The organism is Flavobacterium akiainvivens (assembly GCF_001278115.1).
GTDB lineage: Bacteria > Bacteroidota > Bacteroidia > Flavobacteriales > Flavobacteriaceae > Flavobacterium > Flavobacterium akiainvivens.
In genome coordinates this window covers 3,893,304-3,917,973 of sequence record NZ_LIYD01000005.1, presented here as the reverse complement: position 1 = coordinate 3,917,973, position 24,670 = coordinate 3,893,304, and the positions used below count along the sequence as shown (strand labels likewise).

The following is a 24,670-nucleotide window of genomic DNA, read 5'->3' as shown; positions in this document are numbered from 1 at the left end:
CTATACATGAAAACTGATGCTTTTGCTTTAAGGCATATTGGCCCCAGAGAGGCCGACTTGCAGCATATGTTTAAAACTATTGGCGTGGACAACATGGCCCAGCTGATATATGAAACAATACCAGATGACATCCTGCTAAAGGCGCCGCTTAACCTTGAGCCCGCCCTTACTGAGTATGAGTACCTTAACCACATAACCAAACTGGGCAGCCAGAACAAAATCTTCAGGAGCTTTATAGGTTTGGGCTACCACCCTGCCATTGTTCCGGCGCCTATTCAACGCAATATTTTCGAAAACCCGGGCTGGTATACTGCCTACACGCCTTACCAGGCCGAGATTGCTCAGGGCCGCCTTGAGGCGCTGCTAAACTACCAGACTACAGTTATTGAACTGACCGGTATGGAAATAGCAAATGCATCGCTTCTTGACGAAGGTACGGCTGCTGCCGAGGCTATGGCACTACTGTTTGATGTGCGTACCCGCGACCAGAAGAAAGCCAACGTAAACAAATTCTTTGTTAGCGAAGAGATACTGCCACAAACCCTTAGCGTACTGCAAACCCGCTCTACCCCTATTGGCGTTGAGCTTGTTGTAGGCAACCACGAGGAGTTTGATTTCTCGGCTGATTTCTTTGGTGCTATCCTGCAATACCCGGGCAAATTTGGCCAGGTGTTTGACTATGCAGCCTTTATAGCCAAAGCAAAAGAAAACAACATAAAAACAGCTGTAGCGGCCGATATCCTTAGCCTTGTGAAGCTTACTTCACCGGGTGAGCTTGGTGCCGATGTTGTGGTGGGTACTACCCAGCGCTTCGGTATACCAATGGGTTACGGAGGCCCTCACGCGGCGTTCTTTGCCACAAAAGACGAATACAAGCGTTCTATGCCGGGCCGTATTATTGGCGTAACTATCGATGTTAACGGCAACCGTGCGCTACGTATGGCGTTACAGACGCGTGAGCAGCACATCAAGCGTGAAAAAGCTACATCTAACATTTGTACTGCACAGGTACTGCTTGCCGTTATGGCGGGTATGTATGCCGTATACCACGGCCCTAAAGGCCTACAGTACATTGCCGATAAGGTTCACGCAAGTGCCGTTACTACTGCCGATGCGCTTAACAAACTGGGTGTATACCAGACTAATACATCATTCTTTGACACCATTGTAGTGAAGGCTGATGCCGCTAAAGTTAAGGCTGCCGCCGAAGCGAAGGAAATCAACTTCTTCTACATAGACGAAAACACGGTTAGCATTGCCTTTAACGAAACTACTTCGGTTAAAGACATTAACGATATTATTGCTGTATTTGCTGAGGCTACAGGCAAAACGGCTGAGACTGTTTCTGCACTTAGTGAAACGGCCTATATACCGCAAAACCTTATCCGCACCAGCGAATTCCTTACGCATGAGGTGTTTAACAAATACCACAGCGAAACGGCGCTTATGCGTTACATCAAGAAGCTGGAGCGCCTTGACCTTGCGCTAAACCACTCGATGATATCGCTTGGCTCATGTACCATGAAGCTTAATGCTGCCGCAGAAATGCTGCCGCTAAGCTTACCAAGCTGGAACAGCGTGCACCCGTTTGCACCTGTAGAGCAGGCGCAGGGCTACCAAACCATGCTTAAAAAACTGGAAGAGCAACTTAACGTGGTTACCGGTTTTGCAGGCACTACCCTACAGCCTAACAGTGGCGCACAGGGCGAATATGCAGGCCTTATGGTTATCCGCGCTTACCAGGAGTCTATTGGCCAAAGCCACAGGAACATTGCCCTGATACCGGCTTCGGCACACGGCACAAACCCTGCTACCGCCCATATGGCCGGTATGGAGGTTGTGGTTACCAAAACATCTGAAAACGGAAATATTGACGTAGAAGACCTAAGGGCAAAAGCCGAACTGCACAAAGATAACCTTGCGTGCCTAATGGTTACTTACCCTTCTACACACGGTGTGTATGAGGCTTCTATTATAGAAGTTACCAAAATAATACACGAAAACGGCGGCCAGGTGTATATGGATGGCGCTAACATGAACGCCCAGGTAGGCCTTACAAACCCTGCCACTATTGGTGCTGACGTGTGCCACCTTAACCTGCACAAAACCTTCGCTATACCTCACGGTGGTGGTGGACCGGGTGTTGGCCCTATTTGTGTAGCAGAGCATCTTGTACCGTTCCTTCCGGGCAACCCGGTTATCACTACAGGCGGCGATAAGGCCATTACCGCTATATCTGCAGCGCCATGGGGTTCAGCACTTGTATGCTTAATATCTTATGGTTACATCACTATGCTTGGTGCAGAAGGCCTTACCAGCGCCACACACCACGCCATACTTAACGCCAATTACATTAAGGAGCGCCTTGCTGGCTACTTTGACACCCTTTATACCGGCGAACTGGGCCGTGCTGCCCACGAAATGATACTAGAATGCCGTCCGTTTAAAGCCAACGGCATTGAGGTTACTGACATAGCCAAGCGTTTGATGGACTACGGTTTCCACGCGCCTACGGTGTCTTTCCCTGTAGCAGGTACGCTGATGGTTGAACCTACTGAAAGCGAAAACCTTGAGGAGCTTGACCGTTTTTGCGATGCCATGATTGCCATCCGTAAAGAGATTGACGAGGCCAGCGCCGACGATAAAAACAACGTACTTAAGAATTCTCCGCATACACTTGCTATGCTTACGGCCGATACCTGGGATTTACCATACAGCCGTGAGAAAGCCGCCTACCCGCTTGATTATCTGCAAGAAAACAAGTTCTGGCCGGGCGTACGCCGCGTAGACGATGCCTATGGCGACCGCAACCTGGTGTGCTCTTGCGCACCAATTGAGGCCTACATGGAAAACTAAAATAACGAAGACTCCCGCCATTGGCGGGAGTTTTTTTATGACTAAGGTCATAAATCGCCAACTGCCGGCTGTAGTACCTTTACCGGAAATTATCAGAACATGAAAGATATTGAAACCCGTACCGACCTTGAACAGCTGTTGTGGGCGTTCTACACCCGCCTGTTAAATGACCCCGGCATAAGTTATATTTTTACGGATATTGCCAAAATAAACCTTGAGGAACACATGCCTTCTTTAACCGACTTTTGGGAACTAAGCCTTTTCCACACAGGCAGTTATAAGAAAAACCCCATGCAGATACACCTTGACCTAAACGCACAGGAACGCCTTACAGGTGAGCATTTTAGCATCTGGCTGGGGCATTTTAACACCACTGTAGACAGCCTATTTACCGGGCTTAATGCAGAAAAGATAAAAACACGGGCAGAAAGCATTGCAACCGTTATGAAAATTAAGCTGTATAACGCACAAAACTGATAATGTGATAATTTTATAACACCTTGAATTTTAAAACTATATTTTATATGCAAGCATAATATTTTTTGTAATATTGTAATGCTAATAATGCCTAACTTAGCGTTACATATAACAAACTAAGATTTTAAACATCCTGAAATGAGCATCAAAATAACCGGTTCCGGTAGCTATATACCTACCCGCATCGTTCCTAATATCGATTTCGCCAGCCACCAGTTCCTTGATGAGGAAGGCAAACCCCTGCCCTATTCTAATGAAGTGGTTACAGAGAAGTTCCAGCAGATAACCGGCATTGAAGAGCGCCGCTATGTAACGGGAGATTTACTAACCTCAGACATAGCCTTTTACGCAGCCGAAAAAGCCATTGAAGACGCAGGTATAGACCCCGAAACCCTTGATTATATCATATTTGCCCATAATTTTGGCAACGTTAAGGAGGGTGCCATACAGACCGATATCCTGCCAAGCCTTGCCAGCCGCGTAAAGCACAGCCTGCGCATAAAGAACCCAAAATGTGTGGCTTACGACATCCTTTTCGGGTGCCCGGGGTGGGTTGAAGGCGTTATCCAGGCCATGGCATTCATCAAATCAGGCATGGCAAAACGATGCTTAGTTATTGGCGCTGAGACTCTTAGCCGTGTGGTTGACCCACACGACCGCGACAGCATGATTTACAGCGACGGCGCAGGGGCAAGCATTATAGAGGCTACCGAAGAAGAAGGCGGCATACTTGCACATGCCTCAACATCATACACTTATGATGAGGCTTACTTCCTTTTTTACGGAAATTCCTACAATAAAGACCACGACCCGGATGTGCGCTACATCAAAATGTACGGACGCAAAATATATGAGTTTGCCCTGAGCCGTGTGCCCCAAGCCATGCTTGACTGCCTGAAAGACAGCGGAATAGCAATTACTGACATCAAGAAAATTCTGATACACCAGGCCAACGAAAAGATGGACGAGGCCATTGTACAGCGTTTTTACAAGCTTCAGGGCCAACCCATGCCCGAAGGCATCATGCCCATGAGCATCCACAAGCTCGGAAATAGCTCAGTAGCCACAATACCAACGCTTTACGATTTAATGATTAAAGATATCCTGCCCGGACACCAGCTCAATAAGGGCGATGCAGTTATCTTTGCATCGGTAGGTGCGGGTATGAATATCAACGCATTTGTGTATAAAATCTAACACAGTAATTTCTTACGTTTTAACAGGAAATTAACGCTAATATTTCATTTTCGGAACTTGGATTCACGGTGTGAAACATTAAAAAAATACCAGCCACGAATTACACTAATTTCTCTAATTTTTTATTTGTGAAAATTCGTGTAATTCGTGGCTTCTTTATTTCCAAAAAATACCATAGGTATCTCCAGTACTACCAACACCAATCCTTTTTAAAAAACATACTGAGAATCTTTGCGGTATAATAACTATATTTGAGGTTACATGAAAAACCTCACCTTCATAATTGCGCTACTTTTCAGCCTTGCGCTAAAAGCACAGCACCCCCCGGTGGCCTTTACCTATGTGCATATTGACAAGAACATCTACGTACCCGGCGAAACCATCTGGCTCAAGGCCTACATGCCCAGTACCACCGGCAAGGCTAACGAAACCCTGCTGGTGCGCCTTACCGATAACCAAAAGAACATAGTGGCCGCCCGCGAGTTTGCAGCTTACGACCTGCGTGCCCACGGCCAGCTGGTATTACCCGATAGTATTAGGCCCGGCAACTACACCCTTATGGCCTATGGCAACAACACGGGTATTGATGCTGCCGATGTTTTTACCCAAAGCATAAGCGTTATAAACAACATAGAGGGCGCACCCGTAGCCGCCGTAACCGTGTCAGAGGGCACTATCATGAAGCCCGGCAACCCCGTTACCCTGCAGTTTAGCCTGCTGCGCAACGGCCGCCCCGTGGTAGATGCCAAAGGGCGTTTTACCGTAACGGCGCAGGGCAGCAACAAACCCATACTTAACGACCGGCTGCGCACTGATGCCAGCGGCCTCGCCTCGGTAACCTTTACCTATCCTGATATTGATGCCCACGCTCACCTTTCGGTTGAGGGGGCTTTTACCATAAGCGGCAAAGCAGTACCGTTAAACCTGGTGCTGCCCTCGCAACAGCGCAAAATAGGTGTTACCGCAGTACCCGAAGGCGGCACGGCCATAATGGGCACACCCTGCGGCATAAGCATACAGGCGCTTGATGATATGGGCCAGCCCGTAAAAGATATGGCGGTAAACCTTTTAGAGAACGGCACAACAGTACAAACCGCAGTTACCAACATACAGGGGGTAGCCCTTATACGGCATACAGTAAAAAACGCCACATACAGCGTTACGGCAGCGCACCCTTCAGAAAGCTTTAGTGCAACCATACCCCTTGAGGTTAAAAAAGTGGGCGTATCGCTCAGCGTGCAGGGCAACCGTCTTTTAATTGCTAACGGCAGCCTGCCCCAAACCGTAAAGCTTGAATTGTGGAGCCAGGGCGAAGAACTCTTTACCAAAGACCTAACCCTGCCCGCAGGCGCTGCCATGCCCGTAGTACTGCCGCAGGAGGCCGCCCACAAAATAATAAGCGCAGCACTGTATTCCGCACAGGGGAAACTGCTCAGCGAACGCCTGTTTTACACCGGCACGCAAAATGGCTATACCGTTACGGTTGATTTTGGCAGTAAACAGTCTGCCACCCGCCAAAAGGTAAATGCCGCCCTTACGGTAACCAATGCAGAGGGCAAGCCCGTACAGGCCAACCTCTCGGCCGCTGTGGTGCACCGCAACCTGGTAGACAAAACCCGCTACAAAACCATTACGGCATCGCGCTACAGCGCCATAGACAGCCCCAACACTATACAGCAAATACTCAAACTGGATAACGCGCAGGTAAACAACTACCTGGCTTCAAAAAAATGGCGGGGCAATTTTAGCAGCATAACAGGCATATTGCCCATTAAAGCCGGCGCACAGGGCCACATACTGCCCAAACGAAAGAAAGACCCACCCCTCGCCGAAATAATAATGATGATACCCGACGGGCCAACTTCTTTTAGCCCAAACGCCGACGGCAGTTTTTACATAAGCCCCGAAAACCTTATGGTTGCCGAAGGCGAAGACTGCTTTTTGTTTTTTAACGATGGCGAGCTTGGCAAAAACACCCTTACCTTTACTAATGATGCCGTGGATTTTGACAACAAATGGCTGGCCAATGCAAGCTTTGAACTGCCCCAATACAGGCTGGCGGCACAAACGGCCGTATTGCCCGATATACCCGGGGCATACCGCCTGGAAGAGGTGGTTATAGAAAAAAAGAGGCGTGGCTACAGCGATGCCGACTACCAGAAATGGGTGCGCGATTATCCCGCAAACTGTATGGATTATGTGTGCGAATACAACATTTTAAACTGCAAAAACCACCTTAGCGGCTTTAAGCCCATAATAGGTGGGCGGTATTTTGTAGATGGGCGCGAAATGCTCTACACCCAGTGCCTGCGCGGAGGCAGCCAGGAACCCGAAAAAGTGGTACTGCTTAAAACCATTACCCTGCCCGAAGATTTCCCTGAGATGGTGTTTGAAGACGAGTATGACATGAAGTTTTACACCACCCTTCACTGGCAGCCCAATGTAATTACAGATGAACACGGCAAGGCCACCGTAACCTTTACCACATCAGACCTTGAAGGCGAGTTTTTAATGGTACTACAGGGCCTTAATATTGAAAACAACGAGGCCATTTATGGCGAAGCCGTTTTAGACGTATCAGGCAATAGCAGGTAGCAGGCGGCAGATGGCAGCGTTCAGGAGGCAGTCATGCTGTTGGGCAGCTATCGGGAGTCAAAGCAAAGTGCTTTAAGTAAGCATGACTGACCCGGGCATGAGCTTGTCGAAGCACACATGAGTAAGCACACATGAGTAAGCACCTATAAGCATCTAATCCTTTCTTCAGATGCCGTCATTACTTCGTCAGTTCGGGCACAGCCCTCGGGTGCGAGGAGGAACGACGAAGCAATCTTAAAAGTAGTCCGCAAAACTGCTATCTGCTACCTGCCATCTGCTATCTGCTATCTGCCTACTGGAAACTACTATTTCAGCCCCCTCGACTTTATTTCCTTTTGAACGTTGCCCAGGCTACCCAGCGTTACCATAAGCAGGGGCAAAAACCCTGCAGGCATCATGGTTAACGCGCTACCCGTTTTTAAGTGTGTTAATAACAGCAAGCACTATTAGCACTACCACAGCGCCTAAAAACAAATAGGTAATTACCTTTGCCGACTTTTCGTGCTTTAACAGTTCTTCATCGGTCATCTCGGCAAATTTCTTTCCACTCATAATCAATTGGTTTTTATAATATCAAAATTGGGCTAATTAAAGCTCGTTTACAATAGGTCAGGATTTTGTGACTGCACAAAAGTTATTGTTTATCTCTGTCTATTACCACTACTTTGTGGGCAACTCTAAATTCATTAGTAATCATTCTCACACTATCGGTATCCTTCTTTATATATCCAATATCAGTAATAAAGCCATCTATATAATTAACACCCTCTTTTTCAAATTTCAAGTTAAACAAGGGAATAGTTCTGTAATCAATTGCCGCAAAGGTATCAACCGCCATTTTAGTTAACGTATTATCACTATGCTTTAAAGTTTGAGTCTTTGCTAATGTATAGTAAATATCTCTACTCCTTATAGAATCTAAATTATTGGACAGTTTCTTAGTGATTGTGTCTAATACGTTTTTATAAATTATTACACCTGAATATTCTTTGTTTTTATAAACTGTATCAGGAAAGTCAAATATATACGACATATTATCAGGGCTATAAATTATTTGACAATCAGGACATTTTTGACTTTTCTCCTCACAACTAACACTTAATATGGCAATTAAAAACAAACACATAAAACTTTTAATTGAAATCAAAGGTTTTAGTATGCTCATTTCCACCTTATACTTTTGTGTTTTCATAATAGTAGTATTTAAACTTCCTGGCTGCCACAAGCTTATTGCATGTTTAATCCTCGCACCTGTCAATTACATTTTGGGTAAAAATTTTCAGCAACAAACGGCCTGCCTACTGCCACCTGCTATCTGCCTACTGCCATTTGAAGGCTGCCTCCTAAAAACTACCTCAACCCCCTGGCCTTAATCTCTTTCTTGATTTCGTTCAGGTTGTTAACATTAAGCAGCAGAATAGGCAAAAAGGCAACAGGCAGTACACTTACAGCGCTAAAGCCGCGTGTAACAGAAGTATAAATTGTAGTAATAAGCATAATAACAATAGCCGCTGCAAACATATAGAGTACCGCCTTAACGGTTTTTTCCAGGTTAAGGAGCTTTGCATCGGGCATTTCAGCAAATTTGTTGGTTTTCATAGCACAGTTGGATTGGTTCGCCGAATATAGTGTAATTCCGTTTCCTGCACAAACAATACCCGTAAACTGCTACCTGCCATCTGCTACCTGCCATCTGCTACCTGGCTAACTACTTACTCCCAAAAACCTTCCCCTTCATTTTTTTCCAGCGGTAAGCGCGAATCCACTTTGCCTGTTCGTTTGTAACCAGCAGAGCCTTTTTCTCGCTTTTAGCCTTAAGGAAACCGTTTATGTAGTCAACAAACAAAAAAGGCTTCCCCTTGCGCATGGCCAGCTTGGCACCCGCAACAGCGGTAATAACAAAGCCGTAGCCCAGGGTATAAAATGCCTCGCCCTGCTTGTAGCGTGCCGCCTTGTTGTAGTTGGCGCCGGTGGGCTTAAGGTGTTTAACTTTCAGGCTTTCTATGGTTATTACCTTCCAGTTGTAGAATTTGGCAATAAGTTCATCGGCCGTGTCCCAGCCCATAGCAGTGCGCAGGCCGCCCATTTGTAAAAACAGCTCCTTGCGGTAGGCTTTAAACGCCCCGCGAATGTGGTCTTTATCGGTAAGGTTTTCCAGTATCCACTCGCCGTTTTTTTCAATATAGGCAAAACCGCCCGCCATGCCCACTTTTGGGTCGGCTTTAAAGGCAGCTATTACTTTCTCAAAATAATCAGGGGGTAAAATAAGGTCGGCGTCCAGCTTTACAATAATATCATAATCCCGGTCTACCGTTTCATATCCTGCATTAAAGGCCTGTATAACCTTGCTGCCCGGCAGGTGTATGGCCGCCGAATCTTTATTAACCAATGAAATCCACGAATATTTTGCGGCATATTCCTGCACAATGGCGGCAGTACCATCTGTACTGTTATCATTTACCACAACGGCTTTTGCAGGCAGCAGGGTTTGCTCAGCCAGAGACTGCAGGGTTACGCCCATAAAGGCCTCTTCGTTGTGTGCAGGTATAATGCAGTAGTATTTCATAATAATAGCAAAATCAGGCGCAAAGATTACAATTATTATTCGGATAAATTATATTTGTACCTTAATATCTATTTTACAAATATAAATGAAAAAAATCTTCCTCTTATTCTGCATTGGCATGGGTAGTGCTTATGCTCAGGTATCGTTTCCGCACGGCGCTGCATCGGGTGGCGACAGCAGTTCCGAAAGGGTATCTAACTTTACGGTAGCCGGCGCCGGTAACGACAGGCTAGAAATTGCAAACGGCACACAAAACAACGGCAAATTTATCCCTACATTCTGGTCGTACCGCGATACCGATAACACGTTTTCCATGGTGTTTACCTCATCGGTATCGTCTTTATACGATACGGGTTCATCGCCCTTAATGCTGTTTACCACCACCATACCCACATCGCCGGAATTTGGCAATGGCGGCGAATTTGTATGGGGCCCTGCCGGTACCTACCAGGCCATTGTAAACAGGCCGCTGTTTGAGTGGCGCAACGCCTCTACAAAACTTATGACCATTATTGCAAACGGCAACGTGGGTATAGCCACCAGCACCCCTACGGCGCGTTTCCATACGGTGGGCTCGGTGCGTTTTCAGGACCTTGCCAATGCCACCACCCCCGCTTATATGCTGGGTACCGATAACAACGGCAACGTATATGAATACCCGGTACCTACGGGCGGCACGGGCAGCCAGGCAGATGCCGATTTCCTGAAGCCTGACGGTTCTGTCCCTATGAGCATTAACGACAACATTTACACCAACGGCTTTACGGGTTTTAACGTACAAAACCCATTAGCCACCATACACACTAACGGAACGCTTAGGTTTGAAAACCTTGCCAATGCCACTACACCTGCCTTTATGCTGGGTACCGACAGCAACGGCAACGTATACGAATACCCGGTACCTACAGGCGGCACAGGCGGCCAGGCAGATGCCGATTTCCTGAAGCCCGACGGTTCTGTTCCTATGAGCATTAACGACAACATTTACACCAACGGCTTTACGGGCTTTAACGTGCAAAACCCAACATCGGTTATACACGCTAACGGTACGGTAACGCTGCAAAACCTTCCCAATACTAACGTAACGGAGTTTTTACTGGGTACTGATGCCAACGGAAATGTATTTGAAGTACCGGTACCCACAGCTACAGGCAGCATAGCAGATGCCGATTTCCTTAAGCCTGACGGTTCTGTCCCTATGAACATTAACGACAACATTTACACCAACGGCTTTACGGGTTTTAACGTACAGAACCCAACATCGGTTATACACGCTAACGGTACCGTAACTTTCGAAAACCTTGCCAATGCCACCACCCCTGCCTTTATGCTGGGTACCGATGCTAACGGCAACGTGTTTGAATACCCCGTGCCAGACGGCGGCGGCAGTATTAGCGATGCCGACTGGCTTAAGCCCGATGGCACACTGCCCATGAATATTAACGATAATATTTATACCAACGGCAAGGTGGGCATTAATACCAACACCTTCCCTACGCAGGTGGGTACAGAGGATGTTAGCTTTTACAACCTGTTTGTTACCGGTGGCATCCTTACCGAAGAGGTACGCGTTGCCGAGGTAGACGACTGGGCAGACTATGTTTTCAAGCCCGATTATAAACTGCCCACCCTTAAAGAGGTGGAAGAGTACATACAGCAAAAGGGCCACCTGATAAACATTCCGTCTGAAACAGAGGTAAAGCAAAACGGTGTCGAGCTTACCGAAATGAACAAGCTGCTGCTGGAAAAGGTGGAAGAGCTTACGCTTTATGTTATAGACATGAACAAGAAGATCGAGGAACAGCAAAAGGAGATTGAGCAACTAAAAGCGGCTAAAAAATAATGCGCCGCCTTTTAACCGTAACCCTGTGCCTGTACACCATGATGGTGCTGGCAGGCGGTGGCGAGGGCTGGCCGGGCTTTTATGTAAAAAGGCTGGGCAACGGCCACAAAGTAATAATGCCCGACCCTGAGTGCACTCCCGAAATTGTACTTGCCAATACCGAGGCCAATGCGCAATACCTGTACTGGGCAGGCCATGCCATAAGGGTAAACAACGGCTACCGCATAAACGGCAATGCCGGTGCCGATATAACCATGAAGGCGGGCTTTACCATTGTGCTGAAACCCGGTGTTGCAGTTTTAAAGGGCAACCACTACCTGGCACGTATAGAGCCGTGTGAGGTTACCGGGGAAGGCCCCTGCCCCACAGCAGCAGAATGCAATGTACCCAAAGGTATTTCGCCCAATGGCGATGAGTGGAACGAAACCTTCGACCTGAGCAGTATGTGCGTGGCTAAGCTAACTGTATTTAACCGTTATGGCATGCAGGTATATGAAGCAGAAAATTATACAAACGAGTGGCACGGGCAATCTCCTGATGGTGATTTACCGGTGGGCACTTACTACTATTATATTGTGTTAACCAATGGGGAAACACTAACCGGCTGGGTTTATTTACAGAAATAAGTGTAACGGCAACATCTTAAAAAACGGGTATTATTTAATACCCGTTTTTTTTATTTATCCAGCGACTAAAAACAATTGATTATTAGCTTTTTACACCCTTAAATTATGATGGGTTTAACGTTTTTAAGGGTTAATTTTAACAGGCACGCCCTCTACATTTAATAAAATTTTAAACCAATCTTTCTTATGAAAAAAATGTTAATTATGCTTTTCGGCACCGCAAGTGCCCTGGCACAGGTGGCTAATCCTCACAATGCAACAGCGGTTTCGGGCGGGGCTGAAAGGGTAGCCAGTTTTACGGTTTCAGATGCCACAAACGACAGGCTCGAAATTGCAAACGGCACACAAAATGCTGACAAGTTTAATCCTACCATCTGGTCCTATAAAACTTCAGACAACACCTATGCCCTTGCTATAACAACGGCTATTTCGAGCGCTACAGATAATGGTACATCGCCTACAATGTTGTTTACTACGGGCAGGGCATCGGCTTTTAATTCGGGCGCGCCGGGCACAGGCGGCTTTGCATGGGGAGATACATCGCCTATTGTTAACAGGCCTGCGTTCGAGTTCAGGAATGACTCACAAAGAATTCTTACCATGCTGGCTAACGGCAATACCGGCATAGGCACAACCGCGCCCACTGCCCGCCTGCATACCGTAGGCGCGGTACGCTTCCAGGATATACCTACCATAAGCAATACCTATGTGCTTACAGCCGATGTTAACGGTAATGTAAGCCGTCAGCTGGCAAGCTCATTTTCGGGCGGTGGGCTTACCTCATCGTGCACTACGGCAAATTACCTGACTAAAAACGGCACAAGCGGGCTTACCTGCAGCCAGATTTTTGATAACGGTACCAGCATAGGCCTGGGCACCAGCAGCGGTTTTGCCTACAACACAGCAGGCCTTGCCACTACTACAGGCGGCTACACTACCGGAACCCTAAAGCTTAATATTGCGGGTGTAGCCAGGGGCAACGTGTTTATCTCTACATCAGATGCCAGCTACAAGCAGGATGTGGCCCCAATCGAGGATGCCCTTGAAACCGTATTAAAACTTAAAGGTGTTACCTATAAGTGGGATACCGCTTCTTTCCCGGCCATGGAGTTTGATGCCGGAGACCACAGCGGCCTTATAGCACAGCAGGTTGAAGAAGTGTTGCCACACCTTGTATATGCAGTGGGCGAAACAGCCGACGACAAAAAGGCTAAAAAATCAGTTAACTACATAGAGATTATACCTTACCTTATTGAAGCCATAAGGATACAGCAAACGCAGATAGAAGACCTGCAAAACCAGCTGGTTGCCAACAACTTCCAAAGGCTGGGCGACTTTGTAAATTTTGAGAACACAAAAATCATAAACGTATCGCCTAACCCGTCTTCAGATGTTATAGCGGTATCTATGAATATTGAAGAAGCCGTAGGCGAAGCCAGGCTTGTGGTATATGACCTTAAAGGTGCCGTACTAAGCAGCCTTACCGTAAAAGAAAGGGGATATGACATTTCTAAGTCGTTCCAGAAAGACAACTTTGGCACAGGCACTTACATAGTAAGCCTTTTTGTAAACGGCAAAAGCCTTGACAGCAAAAAGTTTATCTTTAACTAATTACTTAGCCCTTTCGGCATATACAATATAGTAACGGGGTGTTACAGCCCTTAAAAGTGGACGGATTCCAAGCTTTTTAGCGGGGTTCGTCCATTTTTTTCTGTCTTTAATAACCCAGCCCGTTTTTTCCAGCAGCCAGTCCAGCTGCCAGTCTTCAAACTCGTGGTAATGCCTGTCCCACATATCGGTCTTGCTGCGGTATGCCGGGCTAAACCACAGGCGCAACGGTACAGATATAATAAGCTTGTCGCTGGTAACATTTTGCAGCACGGTGTAAGGGTTTAGCAGGTGCTCAAAAATTTCAAACGCTGCAAAAACATCATAGCCGCCTTTGGCAATGTTGCTTTGGTTGTTATCAATATCCTCGCCCATAGTGTTTAAAACAGTGTAGCCCTCCTTTTTCATAAAGCCTGAAAAAGGGTTTTCTATACCCAGGTCTAAAATACTGCTGCCCGGGGCAACGTGTTTTTTTACAAACTCAAGGGTGTGGGCATAGCGCTTGTGCGGAAAACTGTTTTCGTACATGGGGCCTAATGGTTTTTAGTGCTGCCAAAAATATAAAAAATACCCGTGCGCCATCCATTAATGCAAACTATATTTACCTTTGCAAACAAACACACGTGTTGCATTGAAAAGCAAAAACTTACAAAGGCAGGTATTCTTTTTTGCCCTTATAAATTACATGGGCACCGCCATAGGCATTATTTCGGCGCTTTTTATCTATCCGCTTGATTTTGCCTTTTCTGGCACTATTAAATATATCGATAACATATCGCAGCTGCTGTACCCCATTATGGTGCTGGGTGCCAGCCATGCGCTTATAAAGTTTTACCCCGCCCTTACCGAAGAAAAACAAAAGCAGCTGTTTAACTACAGTATGGTTTCGGTTGCCATGGTTAGCGGCATTACCCTTGTGGCGATAGCCCTGTTTAATACTGCCACAGGCTATAAAGATGCCGCCCTGGTGTATTTTGCCTTTCCGGTGGCATTATCGCTGGCCTTTATAGATTTGTTCCGCAAGCAGGCGCAGGACTTGCAGCGCCTTGCCGTGCCCACCGTTTTTGAAAAGATAATACCCAAAATAACCCTCCCTGCCCTGTTCCTCTTACTTATAGGCGGATATTTTACCCTTAGCACATCGCTTTGGGTATATGCCGGGGCTTACCTGCTTATACTGGTTTTAACGGCAGCTTACCTGTTTACGCACTTTAAGCCCGGGTTTAACTACCGTTTTAAAACGCTTTTCGGGCAAATTTCACGCCGCGATTATTACCGCTACAGCCTGTATGCCTTTGCGGGCAGTGTGGGGTCGCTGCTGGCCTTCCGCATAGACGGTATTGTAATTTATAACTGGATAGGCGAAGAGGCAAACGGTATTTTTGGCAACGGCTCTGTACTGGCGTCAACCCTGCAAATACCCGCCGTGGGCATGTTTGCACTATATGCACCGCTTATATCAAAACACCTGCAGGAAAACACCCTTGGGCCGCTAAACATGAAGTATAAAGAAATTGCCCGCCTGCTGTTTTTTATTGGCGCGCTTATGTATACCTGTATTTTTATAGGCATAGAAGACCTGTTTAGCCTGCTCCCCTCGGCAGAAAAGCTTATGCTAACCGTGCCCGTTATTTTTATACTGGGCTTTAGCGTGCTTATCAATATGGCAACGGGTTTTAATACCGAGATTATAACCTACTCTAAATACTACCGCTTTAACATGGTGGCCATACTACTGCTTATTGTGGTAAACATAGGGCTAAACGCCTGGTTTGTGTTTGTGGCAAAAATGGGCATAAGCGGCGTGGCGTGGGCATCGTTCATCAGCATGCTGCTGTTCAATGCATCAAAGCTGATATTCATTTACAAAAAGTTTGGGCTTTTTCCGTTTGATTCCGCCTTTGGCAAGCTGGCCGTGGTGTTTGCCCTAACCGGCGTGGGGGTATACTTATTGCCCGATAGCGGTTCGCACCTTATAAACCTGATTTACAAATGCGGGCTTGCCGTGGTGCTCAACGTTTTTGTGGCCTACAGGCTAAAGCTGGTATACCAGGTTAATGTGTGGATTAATAAAGCGGTTATGAAAGTGGTGGGGCAAAGGTAGTTTCTGCACAGTGCAACCCATCCCTAATTAGGCCTCCCACAAACCCACTTCCTCAGCACCTTAGCACCTTTTTATATTAAAAAACTATTAACTACTAAGGAAAACCCGATGCAATTCGGTACTTTAGCTGATTATTTCTACAACCTAAATGATAAAAGCATTACACCAGATAGGGCGCTACTTCCTGATGCTGAAAGAGGTTTTTAATAAACCCACTAAGTGGCAGGTAATGAAAGACCTTATCATTAAAGAAATGGACGACCTTATTGTGGGGTCTATGGGCATTGTGGGCTTCATCTCGTTCTTTATTGGGGGCGTTGTGGCCATACAAACCGCACTTAACCTTACAAACCCGCTCATCCCTAAATACCTTATAGCCTTTGCCACAAGGCAATCTGTAATATTAGAATTCTCGCCTACCTTTATATCTATTATAGTGGCGGGGCGCGCAGGTTCTTACATTACATCGAGCATAGGCACCATGCGCGTTACAGAACAAATAGACGCGCTTGAGGTTATGGGCGTAAACTCGCTCAACTATCTTATTTTCCCTAAAATAATAGCCTTTTTGCTTTACCCTTTTGTAATATCTATTTCAATATTCCTGGGCATAGCAGGCGGATGGCTGGCTGGCGTTTATGGCGGCTTTATAGGCAGCGACGAGTTTATTGCCGGTATACAGCGCGAGTTTATACCCTATCACATTGCCTATGCCTTTATAAAGACCTTTATATTTGGGTTTGTACTGGCTACCATACCGTCTTTTCACGGATTTTACATGAAAGGTGGCGCACTCGAGGTGGGCAAGGCCAGTACCACATCATTTGTATGGTGCTGTGTGGTAATTATTTTAATTGACTATATCCTTACACAATTACTCTTAAGCTAATGATTGAAGTAAACAACGTAGTTAAATCGTTTGGAGAAAACACCGTGCTTAAGGGTATTTCTACCACCTTTGAGCCCGGCAAGACCAACCTTATTATAGGCCGAAGCGGTTCGGGTAAAACAGTAATGCTAAAAACCCTACTGGGCATACACCAGCCAGACAGCGGCAACATAGCCTTTGACGGACGTATATACAGCGACCTTACACCCGATGAAAAAAGGGCCCTCCGTACCGAGATAGGCATGGTATTTCAGGGCAGTGCCCTGTTTGACTCTATGACGGTAGAACAAAACGTGGCATTCCCGCTGCGAATGTTTACCGATATGCGCAGCCGCGACATGAAAGACCGCGTAAATGAGGTTCTTGCACGTGTAAACCTTAAGGATGCCAACAAGAAATTTCCCAACGAAATATCGGGCGGTATGCAAAAGCGTGTGGCCATTGCCCGTGCCATTGTAAACAACCCCAAGTACCTGTTTTGTGATGAGCCCAACAGCGGCCTTGACCCCGAAACCAGTATTGTAATTGATGAGCTGGTGCAGGAAATTACCAAAGAATACAACATTACCACTGTAATCAATACGCACGATATGAACTCTGTGCTACAGATAGGCGAAAAGATTGTATTCCTTAAAAACGGCCTTAAAGAGTGGGAAGGCGACAAAGACCAGATATTGGAAACCCGCAACAAAAGCATTGTGGAGTTTGTATACTCAAGCGACCTGTTCAAAAAAGTACGCGAAAGCCTCCTTGCCGAAGAGGAAGAGAACAACCACAACGATAAAAAATAGCAAAATCCCCCGCTGTGCGGGGGATTTCTAATTAATAAACCTTCTGCCACAGGTTTATTTTACTTCACGCTGCAGGTATACCCAGCCCGTTCTTTGGGTTCCGTCTTCCAGCGAAACCATGTAGTAGTAAGTGCCCGTAGGCAACTCGCCTTTATCGCTCTGCCCGTGCCATTCGTCAATATAATTATTGGCTTCATACACCTTAAGGCCATAGCGGTTAAAAATAACCAGGTATTTTACATCAAAATTGCTCAGGTCAAAATTGTTGTTAAACTCATCCCCGTTTGGCGATATACCCCTTGGCATGGTACAATCGGTCCTTTCGAACCAGCTGGCCGCCTGCGATGTGCAGCCATCGGCATTAATTACCTCCGCCGAATATTCGCCTTCAGGCAGGCCCGTAACATCTATAAAATAATCATTGCCGGTATGGGAGTATCCCCCGGGGCCCTGCCATTCTATTTGTTGTGTGGCGCCTATATCTTCCATGTTTATTATAGATATAATGTAGCTGTCGCCGGTGCATTTACCTTCAAGCACAACCGGATAATTATCGTTTTCAAGCAGGTGCAGTGTTATTTGTGCAGTATCGGTAACATCGCATTGCGCAACGGTGTAATAAAAAACATAGCTACCGGGGTTAAGCAGGGCGGTATTGAGCATACTACCGTTTAGCGCACCGGTAAAGGCAGCATCCTGCCAGTAACCACCAGCATCATAATCTCCCGAAAGGTATACCGAAAGGTTAAGCACATTGCCCAGGCCGCACAAAGCTGTTTCAACATCATTACCAGCCTGCGGCAGCGCTGTTCCAATGGCATTATATTCTAACAGGGTATCGATACACGAGCCGGGTGTTACAGATTCTACATGAACAATATACAAACCGGAATCTGTTTCAGGATTAAAAGAACTAATGTTTAATGTATGCGATGTGCTTAATATAGTATCAGGGTCATCGGACTTATACCATTCATACAAGAGGAATGTAAACTCCGGCAGCCACAGCTGTACAGGCTGGCCGTTGCAAATACTGCCCGCTTCTATTTCTATAAATTCAAGTACCGATACATCATACAATACGTTAACCAGGTTGCCGCAGTTATCTGTAACCCTAAAATTATAAACTGCCTTTTCAAGGCCTGTAAACACGTTAGATGTACCGTTGTCTACTACAAAGGGCTGACCGTTTTTAGAGGTTATCTGGTATGTTAGGGGTTCTACGCCATTTGCCACAACAATAACTTCGGCCAGGCCGTTATCACACGGAAAACCATAAGCGGCTTCTATTTGTGGTGCACCTGTAAATGTAAATTCATACAGCACAGTATAACAGGTGTTATTAGAAGACCCGTGGCCGTATACACTAAAACGCTTAACAACCCTAAACTGGCCTGTGTAAGGAAGGCTATAGTTTGTTGTGCCATTATTTAAAAGTATGGCATTAAAATAGCCTACGTCATCTCCGCCAGAGGCTCCGGTACCCGGATGCACCCACAACCCAAGGTTTTCGTCATAGCGTTGCAGCCAAAAACCTGTAAAAGTAGTAGCACTGTTAGACTGGTGTTGCAAGTACAAGTCAAACGAGCCACAGTTTGGTATTACTTCAACAGTATTACCTGTTTCCTGATAGGGTACAACGTTCATTGTGCCGGTTACGGGTTCAGGGCAACCTTCAAGCATCAGGCTGTACGTATAATTTCCGCCGGGCAGGCCAAACATACTAAATTGTCCTGATGCAATAGTATCTGTTGCATCAAAAGGCAATGTACCCATAAAAGCGGCCGGCGCACCGGTAATGGTAAAGGCTGTAATAACTTCGCCGGGCGATAAGCACTTACTGACCCCAATCCTTCACTACAACCCGGTAAATTTTGCACCAGTATGTTTGCAGGTGGCGTATTAATTACAATCTGCAAATCAAATTCATTATCACACTCATCAGTAAGATGTAGCGTATAATCTCCTTCAGGCAAGCCGTTAATAACAAAGCCATACTGTGGGTCTGAATTGCCTAAAAGTTCGTGTGGCAGTTGCGGCTCATAAGCTTCTGGCGCATGGGTAACCACCAGGCCTGTTATGGCTTTGCCTATCGTTAAAATATCTACAGTACCTAACTGGCAACTATAGGTAACCACTACCTGGGGAGGATGTATATTCGGGCCAACAACTACTTCCCTTTCTATAACCCTTCCGCAGGCATCAGTAATTTCTAAAGTATAATCTCCATAGGGCAATACACCACCTTCAAAAACAATACTGGTTTGAAAATCTTCAAATAACGGGTAAGACGCATTAAAATCTACAGGGTTAAAATCTTCGGGAGCCTCGATAAAATTAAACGTTAGCGGATACATTAAGTAATCCGACGGACGTACAATAATAGATGTTGGGTCACAAACTTGGTACCCCACAAGCATGGCAAAATTAATATACCCGGAAATTATAAAAGGGCCGTCGTTAAAAACATTACCACAGGCATCGGTTGTCTCTATATAATATACATAGGTACCGCTTTCATTAAAAGGTATTTCGGTAACAATCTGTCCGGGGCCTGTAGCAGTATCGGTTATAACCTGCGGGTCTCCTGTAGGCCCATATACGGTATATTCAAGCTGCAACGGCCATGCTATAGCACTTGTAGTACTGGCATGATGATACACTTTTATGGTATTACACGATGCAAGCTGTGCAACACCACCCTCTTTAATTTGCAAACTATTACTGCCGGTTATAAGCTGCACAGTAGTGGTAAATGCATCGCCACAATTGTTGTGCACCCTTACCTGGTACTGCCCGGCAGGCAGCCCTGTAAATACATTTGAAGTTTGAAGGGGTACCGTAACCGGCCCAGAAATAATTTCATACTGCACCGCATTGCCCGATGTTACATTTACGGTAATACTCCCCTCTCCACAGCCTATATTGGTGGTTGTAAGTGTATATACCAGCGGCACCGTATTATCGCCCACGGTGGCATTTGCAGTAGCTGTATTGCTTTGCCCGTTTAGTGTTTGGGTAGCAATAATAAGGTAATCGCCGGCAACAAGGTTTTGTGCCGACATGGCCGTAACAGTGGTAAAAGGCACTGTTGTATTGGGCAAAAGGTAAACAGCAAACTCAAGTGCTGCGGCAGTATTATTGCCGCTTACCGTAAAACTTACAGTACCATTGCCCAAACAGGTTTGGGGCGTGGCAGATGCAGTTATGGTAAAATCATTGAGTTGTGCACATACCTGCCCTGTTGCCATAAACAATATGGCAACACACGCAATAACGAAACTTTTCATAGCAATTGTTTATTTCTTATTTCGCTTCACGCTGCAGGTACACCCATCCGGTCTTTTTCATTCCGGCGCTTAGTGTAGCCACATAATAGTAGGTACCGGTAGGCAATTCTCCCTTATCGCTTTGCCCGTGCCATTCGTCAATATAATTATTGGCTTCATACACCTTAAGGCCATAGCGGTTAAAAATAACCAGGTGCTGCACATCAAGGTTGCTCAGGTCAAAGTTGTTGTTAAATTCATCTCCGTTTGGCGATATACCCCTTGGTATTTTACAGAAGGTATTATCTACCTGTATACTTTGGGTAACAAAACAGCCATCGGCGCTTGTAATGGTTACCGAGTATTCTCCGGTAGCGCCTTCGCTTATATCATATTCGGCACCGCCGTTGTGGGTACTGCCGTCAGGGTTTACCCATTCATAAACGGCATTGGCATCTACACCCACAGGGTTTATTACAGATATGATGTAGTTTTCGTTTACGCACCCGGCTTCAAGCTCAAAGCTAAAGGCATCGGTATTAAGCGTTACAATTATCATACGGGTAGCCTCACAGCCGTTTACCGTAGCAGTAACCTGGTATTCGCCCGGTGTAAATATTTCAATACCTGCTGTGGCTATACCCATTGGCATACCCTCTTCATACCACGCATAAGTGGCCTGTGCATCGGTAAAGTTTGCAGGCACTACAGTAACAACCGTGCTTTGCCCTTCACAAATTTCTACAGCACCCTCAAGGCTAAACTGCGGTGTGGCATTAACGGTTACCGATACTGATGCAATAGGCGACACACAGCCATCTACCGTTACATAAGCCGAATAGTTTCCGCTCATGCCCGGGGTGGCCTGTGCCAGTAATGGGTTTTGTGCTGTAGATGTATAGCCGTTAGGGCCATCCCAGTGGTATGTAGCCCCCAGAACGGTTTCGGCAAAAAGCTGTACGTTCTCTGTTTCGCACACTGCGGCAACAGGCGTTAGTACCGGCGCCACTGGAATATTTTTAAGGGTAAGGGTTAGCGTAGCCTCATCGCTCAGGCCACACACGCCACCCACACTGTAGGTAAAGGTATAAACACCCGCACTAAGCCCATCGGTATCAAACTGGTTACCGGTAAGCGCGCCGCTTGGCGTTGTTTCCGTCCAGGTACCGCCGGTATCAAACGTGCCGGTAAGGTAGCTTTCAAGGTTTACAATTTCGCCCTCATTACAAAGTGCTGCTGCGGCATCTGTACCGGCGTTTGGCAATGTATTAGGCGCTACTTCATATTCCAGCGTTTGGTTAAGGCACGAGTCAGGGTTAACATCATAAGTTATATGTAATATGTAAGTACCTGCATCGTCAGTAGAACTAAATGCCGGGAACTGTAGCGTGCCCGTTGTGCTTAATATTACACCCGGGTTATCCTGTGCATACCATTCGTATGTAAGAAAATCAAATTCGTCTATAACAAGGCTGCTGTCTTCGCCTTCGCAAAAGCCCAGGGCCTCAATTTGCGTAGGCTCAAGCGCATTAATGTCAAACTGTATGTTACGTATGTTTCCGCAGTAATCAACTACCCTGAAGTTATAAGTAGCCGACTCCAACCCCGAAAACAGGTTGCTTGTACCGTTATTTATTACAAAGCTTTCATCGCCGTTTTTAGAGGTAATGCTGTAGGTTAGCGGTGCAACGCCGGTGGCTTCTATAATCACTTCGTTAGTACCTCCCGCACACGGAAAAGTATAAGCATCGGTAATTTCGGGCGCATCATCAAAAGTAAAGTTGGCCACCTCGTGCATACACCTAAAGTTAGAAGAGCTGCCGTTGCTGTATACATAATACACCTTGATAACCCTGAAATCGCCTGTAGCCATTACGTTAAGGTTAAGAAAGTTATTGGTAAGCAGCCTTGAGTTGGTTATAGTAGGCAGCGTGCCATCTGTGTAGGCAACGTTGGTTTCCGGGTGGCCCCATGTGCCGGTTATAGGGTTGTAACGCTGCAAAAAGAACGACGGCAGGTTTACACCCGTAGTAGCAGTATGGTTTACCTGAAGGTGAAACGCATGGCACAATGGCAATACAGTAAAATCATTCTGGGTTTCATGATAGCCGTTTACGGTAAATTCCTGTTCGCGCACCACGCCACAACCATCGGTTACCAAAAACGTATACACACCTTCAGGAAGGCTGTTCATAAACGCTGACGGAGGCGATACACTGCCCACAATATAAGATGACAAATCATACGGCAGGGTTTCTGTAAAAGCATCAGGCGCATCTGTGATTAAAACCTGCTCCAGGGCTATACCAGGCCCTACAGAAATCCTTACAGAACCTTCGCCTTCGGCACATCCGGGCCTTTGCACAATAGTAAGGTTAGTAGGTCCACCGGATGGTGTTAAAAGAAATGTTTCGGTATACTCTTCGCCACACGCATCTTCAAGATAAAACTCATACATACCTATAGGCATACCTGTAAGCTCAAGCGCACCAAATGCATTAATAAAACCCGAAACATCGTTTGGCAATACGGGCTCATAAGCATCAGGCGCCTGGGTTATAATGGCAACCGTTATTATACGGGCAGGTATGGTAATAGTAATATTTCCTTCGGTGCTGCCACAAGCAGCCGACCCTACTATTGACGGGCTAACATCAGGCGGGGTTACCTCAAACTCAAGCGTGGCAGTATGGCCGCACGCATCGGTTATAGAAACAGCATAATCTCCGGTAGGTACGGTATTGCCATAAGTGGCAGAACCATCTGTAAATGTAGGGTGGCTACTGTTAAATTCTTCAGGGTCAAAACCATCGGGTGCTGCCGTAAATGTAAGGGTATAGGGCGGCATATAAATAGCCGGCGTAAGTGTAAAATAAGCATCGGTACAGTTAGGAAAATCTGTTTCAACACTTAGCGAAAGTTCGGCATTAACTATGTTGTTGTTGCGGGTGTAAGTATTACCGCAGGCATCGGTTATAACAACATTATAAGTATACTGCTGGTCATAATAAAAAGGTATTACAGCCGTGGCATCGCCCTCTACAGCATCGCCGGCCGCAGTACCGGTTACTACGGTAGGGGTGCCGCCACCCGGAGGAAATACAGTAAACTGGGCCGTTAGCGGATAAAATATATTTAGGTTAGCCCCGACATTATAGTGGTTACCCACCTGTACTGTAGTACACGACGGCAGCAGCGCATTTATAACCCCACCGGTAGCAACAGTAAATCCGGGGTTAAGCTGCGTGAGCTGTATGGTAGTAACAACTGCTTCGCCACAGGCATCATATACACGTACCTGATAGGTGCCTACAGGCAGGTTGCTAAATACATTTGAGGTTTGCAGCGGCACCGTTAGCGGGCCCGAAATAATTTCATAGTTCACTGCCGTTCCGGTGTTAACCTGTACAGTGATTTTACCATCGGTACCACATCGCACTGCCGTGGGCACAAGCGTGTAGGCAAGCGAAACCACATTATTTGCAATGGTAACGTTAGCGGTACTTGTATTGCTAACGCCCCCCAGTGTTTGCGTGGCCACTACCTGGTAGCTGCCGGCTGTTAAACCGCCCAAAGTAGGTGTGGTAACAATTGATATAGGCGTAGTGGTGTTGGGCAACAGGTAAACCGAATATGACATAGTTGCCCCTGGGTCGTTTCCGGTTACCGAAAAAGCAAGTGAGCCGTTACCCAAACAGGTTTGCGCGGTGGGTGTAACCGTAAGCGTAAAATCAGGTAACTGGGCAAATGCATTGAGGAAAGTGAAGAGCACGAGGAAACAGGCGAATTTCGCCCTGGTTGGTAAGGTGTATTTCATAACATAGCTTAATTTTTCCTAAATATACCGCG

The 24,670-nt window shown here is 46.3% G+C and carries 18 protein-coding genes; 10 read left to right on the top strand and 8 right to left on the bottom strand.

Annotated features, from left to right (window positions below; all coding sequences use genetic code 11):
• Positions 1–6 precede the first annotated feature (6 nt).
• The 4 genes from gcvP (at position 7) to AM279_RS17475 (ending at position 7,125) form a co-directional block, all read left to right on the top strand.
• Positions 7–2,856 carry an aminomethyl-transferring glycine dehydrogenase gene (gene gcvP / locus AM279_RS17490; protein ID WP_054409342.1) on the top strand — a complete coding sequence of 950 codons (2,850 nt, stop codon included), beginning with the start codon at positions 7–9 and terminating at the stop codon, positions 2,854–2,856.
• A 99-nt stretch (positions 2,857–2,955) separates the two neighbouring features.
• Entirely contained in the window at positions 2,956–3,333 is a 378-nt protein-coding gene (locus AM279_RS17485; protein WP_054409341.1) for a group III truncated hemoglobin, read from the top strand.
• 138 nt (positions 3,334–3,471) lie between these two features.
• Positions 3,472–4,530: a 3-oxoacyl-ACP synthase III family protein gene (locus AM279_RS17480; protein ID WP_054409340.1), complete on the top strand. Its 1,059-nt coding sequence runs from the start codon at positions 3,472–3,474 to the stop codon at positions 4,528–4,530.
• Between the two features lie 261 nt (positions 4,531–4,791).
• Positions 4,792–7,125, top strand: coding sequence for an alpha-2-macroglobulin family protein (locus AM279_RS17475; RefSeq protein ID WP_054409339.1), 2,334 nt, complete (start codon positions 4,792–4,794; stop codon positions 7,123–7,125).
• 408 nt (positions 7,126–7,533) lie between these two features.
• Here AM279_RS17475 and AM279_RS20705 read toward each other — a convergent pair whose 3' ends face one another.
• The 4 genes from AM279_RS20705 to AM279_RS17460 form a co-directional block, all read right to left on the bottom strand.
• A complete protein-coding gene (locus AM279_RS20705; RefSeq protein WP_160316463.1) occupies positions 7,534–7,677 on the bottom strand; it encodes a hypothetical protein in 144 nt (47 codons plus the stop codon).
• An 82-nt stretch (positions 7,678–7,759) separates the two neighbouring features.
• Positions 7,760–8,317, bottom strand: coding sequence for a hypothetical protein (locus tag AM279_RS17470; protein ID WP_143090308.1), 558 nt, complete (start codon positions 8,315–8,317; stop codon positions 7,760–7,762).
• 158 nt (positions 8,318–8,475) lie between these two features.
• Positions 8,476–8,724, bottom strand: coding sequence for a hypothetical protein (locus AM279_RS17465; RefSeq protein ID WP_054409337.1), 249 nt, complete (start codon positions 8,722–8,724; stop codon positions 8,476–8,478).
• A gap of 109 nt (positions 8,725–8,833) precedes the next feature.
• Positions 8,834–9,691, bottom strand: coding sequence for a glycosyltransferase family 2 protein (locus AM279_RS17460; protein ID WP_054409336.1), 858 nt, complete (start codon positions 9,689–9,691; stop codon positions 8,834–8,836).
• A gap of 85 nt (positions 9,692–9,776) precedes the next feature.
• Here AM279_RS17460 and AM279_RS17455 point away from each other — a divergent pair, with 85 nt between their 5' ends.
• The 3 genes from AM279_RS17455 to AM279_RS17445 all read left to right on the top strand — a co-directional run bounded on the left by AM279_RS17455 (position 9,777) and on the right by AM279_RS17445 (position 13,771).
• Complete coding sequence (locus AM279_RS17455; RefSeq protein WP_054409335.1) at positions 9,777–11,534, top strand: FliH/SctL family protein; 1,758 nt, start codon at positions 9,777–9,779, stop codon at positions 11,532–11,534.
• Complete coding sequence (locus tag AM279_RS17450; RefSeq protein ID WP_054409334.1) at positions 11,534–12,160, top strand: gliding motility-associated C-terminal domain-containing protein; 627 nt, start codon at positions 11,534–11,536, stop codon at positions 12,158–12,160. Before AM279_RS17455 ends, AM279_RS17450 begins: the two co-directional genes overlap by 1 nt.
• Positions 12,161–12,346: 186 nt before the next feature.
• On the top strand, positions 12,347–13,771 hold the full coding sequence (locus AM279_RS17445) for a tail fiber domain-containing protein (protein WP_054409333.1): 1,425 nt from the start codon (positions 12,347–12,349) through the stop codon (positions 13,769–13,771).
• Here the strand turns inward: AM279_RS17445 and AM279_RS17440 are convergent, their stop codons facing one another.
• Complete coding sequence (locus tag AM279_RS17440; RefSeq protein ID WP_054409332.1) at positions 13,772–14,296, bottom strand: methyltransferase domain-containing protein; 525 nt, start codon at positions 14,294–14,296, stop codon at positions 13,772–13,774.
• Positions 14,297–14,399: 103 nt separating this feature from the next.
• Between AM279_RS17440 and AM279_RS17435 the strand changes: the two genes are divergently transcribed.
• The 3 genes from AM279_RS17435 (at position 14,400) to AM279_RS17425 (ending at position 17,552) form a co-directional block, all read left to right on the top strand.
• Positions 14,400–15,872: an oligosaccharide flippase family protein gene (locus AM279_RS17435; protein WP_054409331.1), complete on the top strand. Its 1,473-nt coding sequence runs from the start codon at positions 14,400–14,402 to the stop codon at positions 15,870–15,872.
• 148 nt (positions 15,873–16,020) lie between these two features.
• Positions 16,021–16,761 (top strand): MlaE family ABC transporter permease, encoded by a 741-nt coding sequence (locus AM279_RS17430; protein WP_054409330.1) that lies wholly within the window; start codon positions 16,021–16,023, stop codon positions 16,759–16,761.
• A complete protein-coding gene (locus AM279_RS17425) occupies positions 16,761–17,552 on the top strand; it encodes an ABC transporter ATP-binding protein (protein WP_054409329.1) in 792 nt (263 codons plus the stop codon). The genes AM279_RS17430 and AM279_RS17425 overlap by 1 nt, the downstream gene beginning before the upstream one ends.
• 54 nt (positions 17,553–17,606) lie before the next feature.
• Here the strand turns inward: AM279_RS17425 and AM279_RS17420 are convergent, their stop codons facing one another.
• From AM279_RS17420 to AM279_RS17415, 3 genes are read right to left on the bottom strand one after another with little or no spacing between them, the layout of a single operon-like run.
• The gene (locus tag AM279_RS17420; protein WP_082344260.1) at positions 17,607–19,328 is read right to left on the bottom strand and encodes a gliding motility-associated C-terminal domain-containing protein; all 1,722 of its coding nucleotides are present in this window, start codon (positions 19,326–19,328) and stop codon (positions 17,607–17,609) included.
• On the bottom strand, positions 19,235–20,842 hold the full coding sequence (locus AM279_RS20540; RefSeq protein ID WP_074961385.1) for a hypothetical protein: 1,608 nt from the start codon (positions 20,840–20,842) through the stop codon (positions 19,235–19,237). Before AM279_RS20540 ends, AM279_RS17420 begins: the two co-directional genes overlap by 94 nt.
• 16 nt (positions 20,843–20,858) lie before the next feature.
• The gene (locus AM279_RS17415; RefSeq protein WP_082344259.1) at positions 20,859–24,638 is read right to left on the bottom strand and encodes a gliding motility-associated C-terminal domain-containing protein; all 3,780 of its coding nucleotides are present in this window, start codon (positions 24,636–24,638) and stop codon (positions 20,859–20,861) included.
• Positions 24,639–24,670 lie beyond the last annotated feature (32 nt).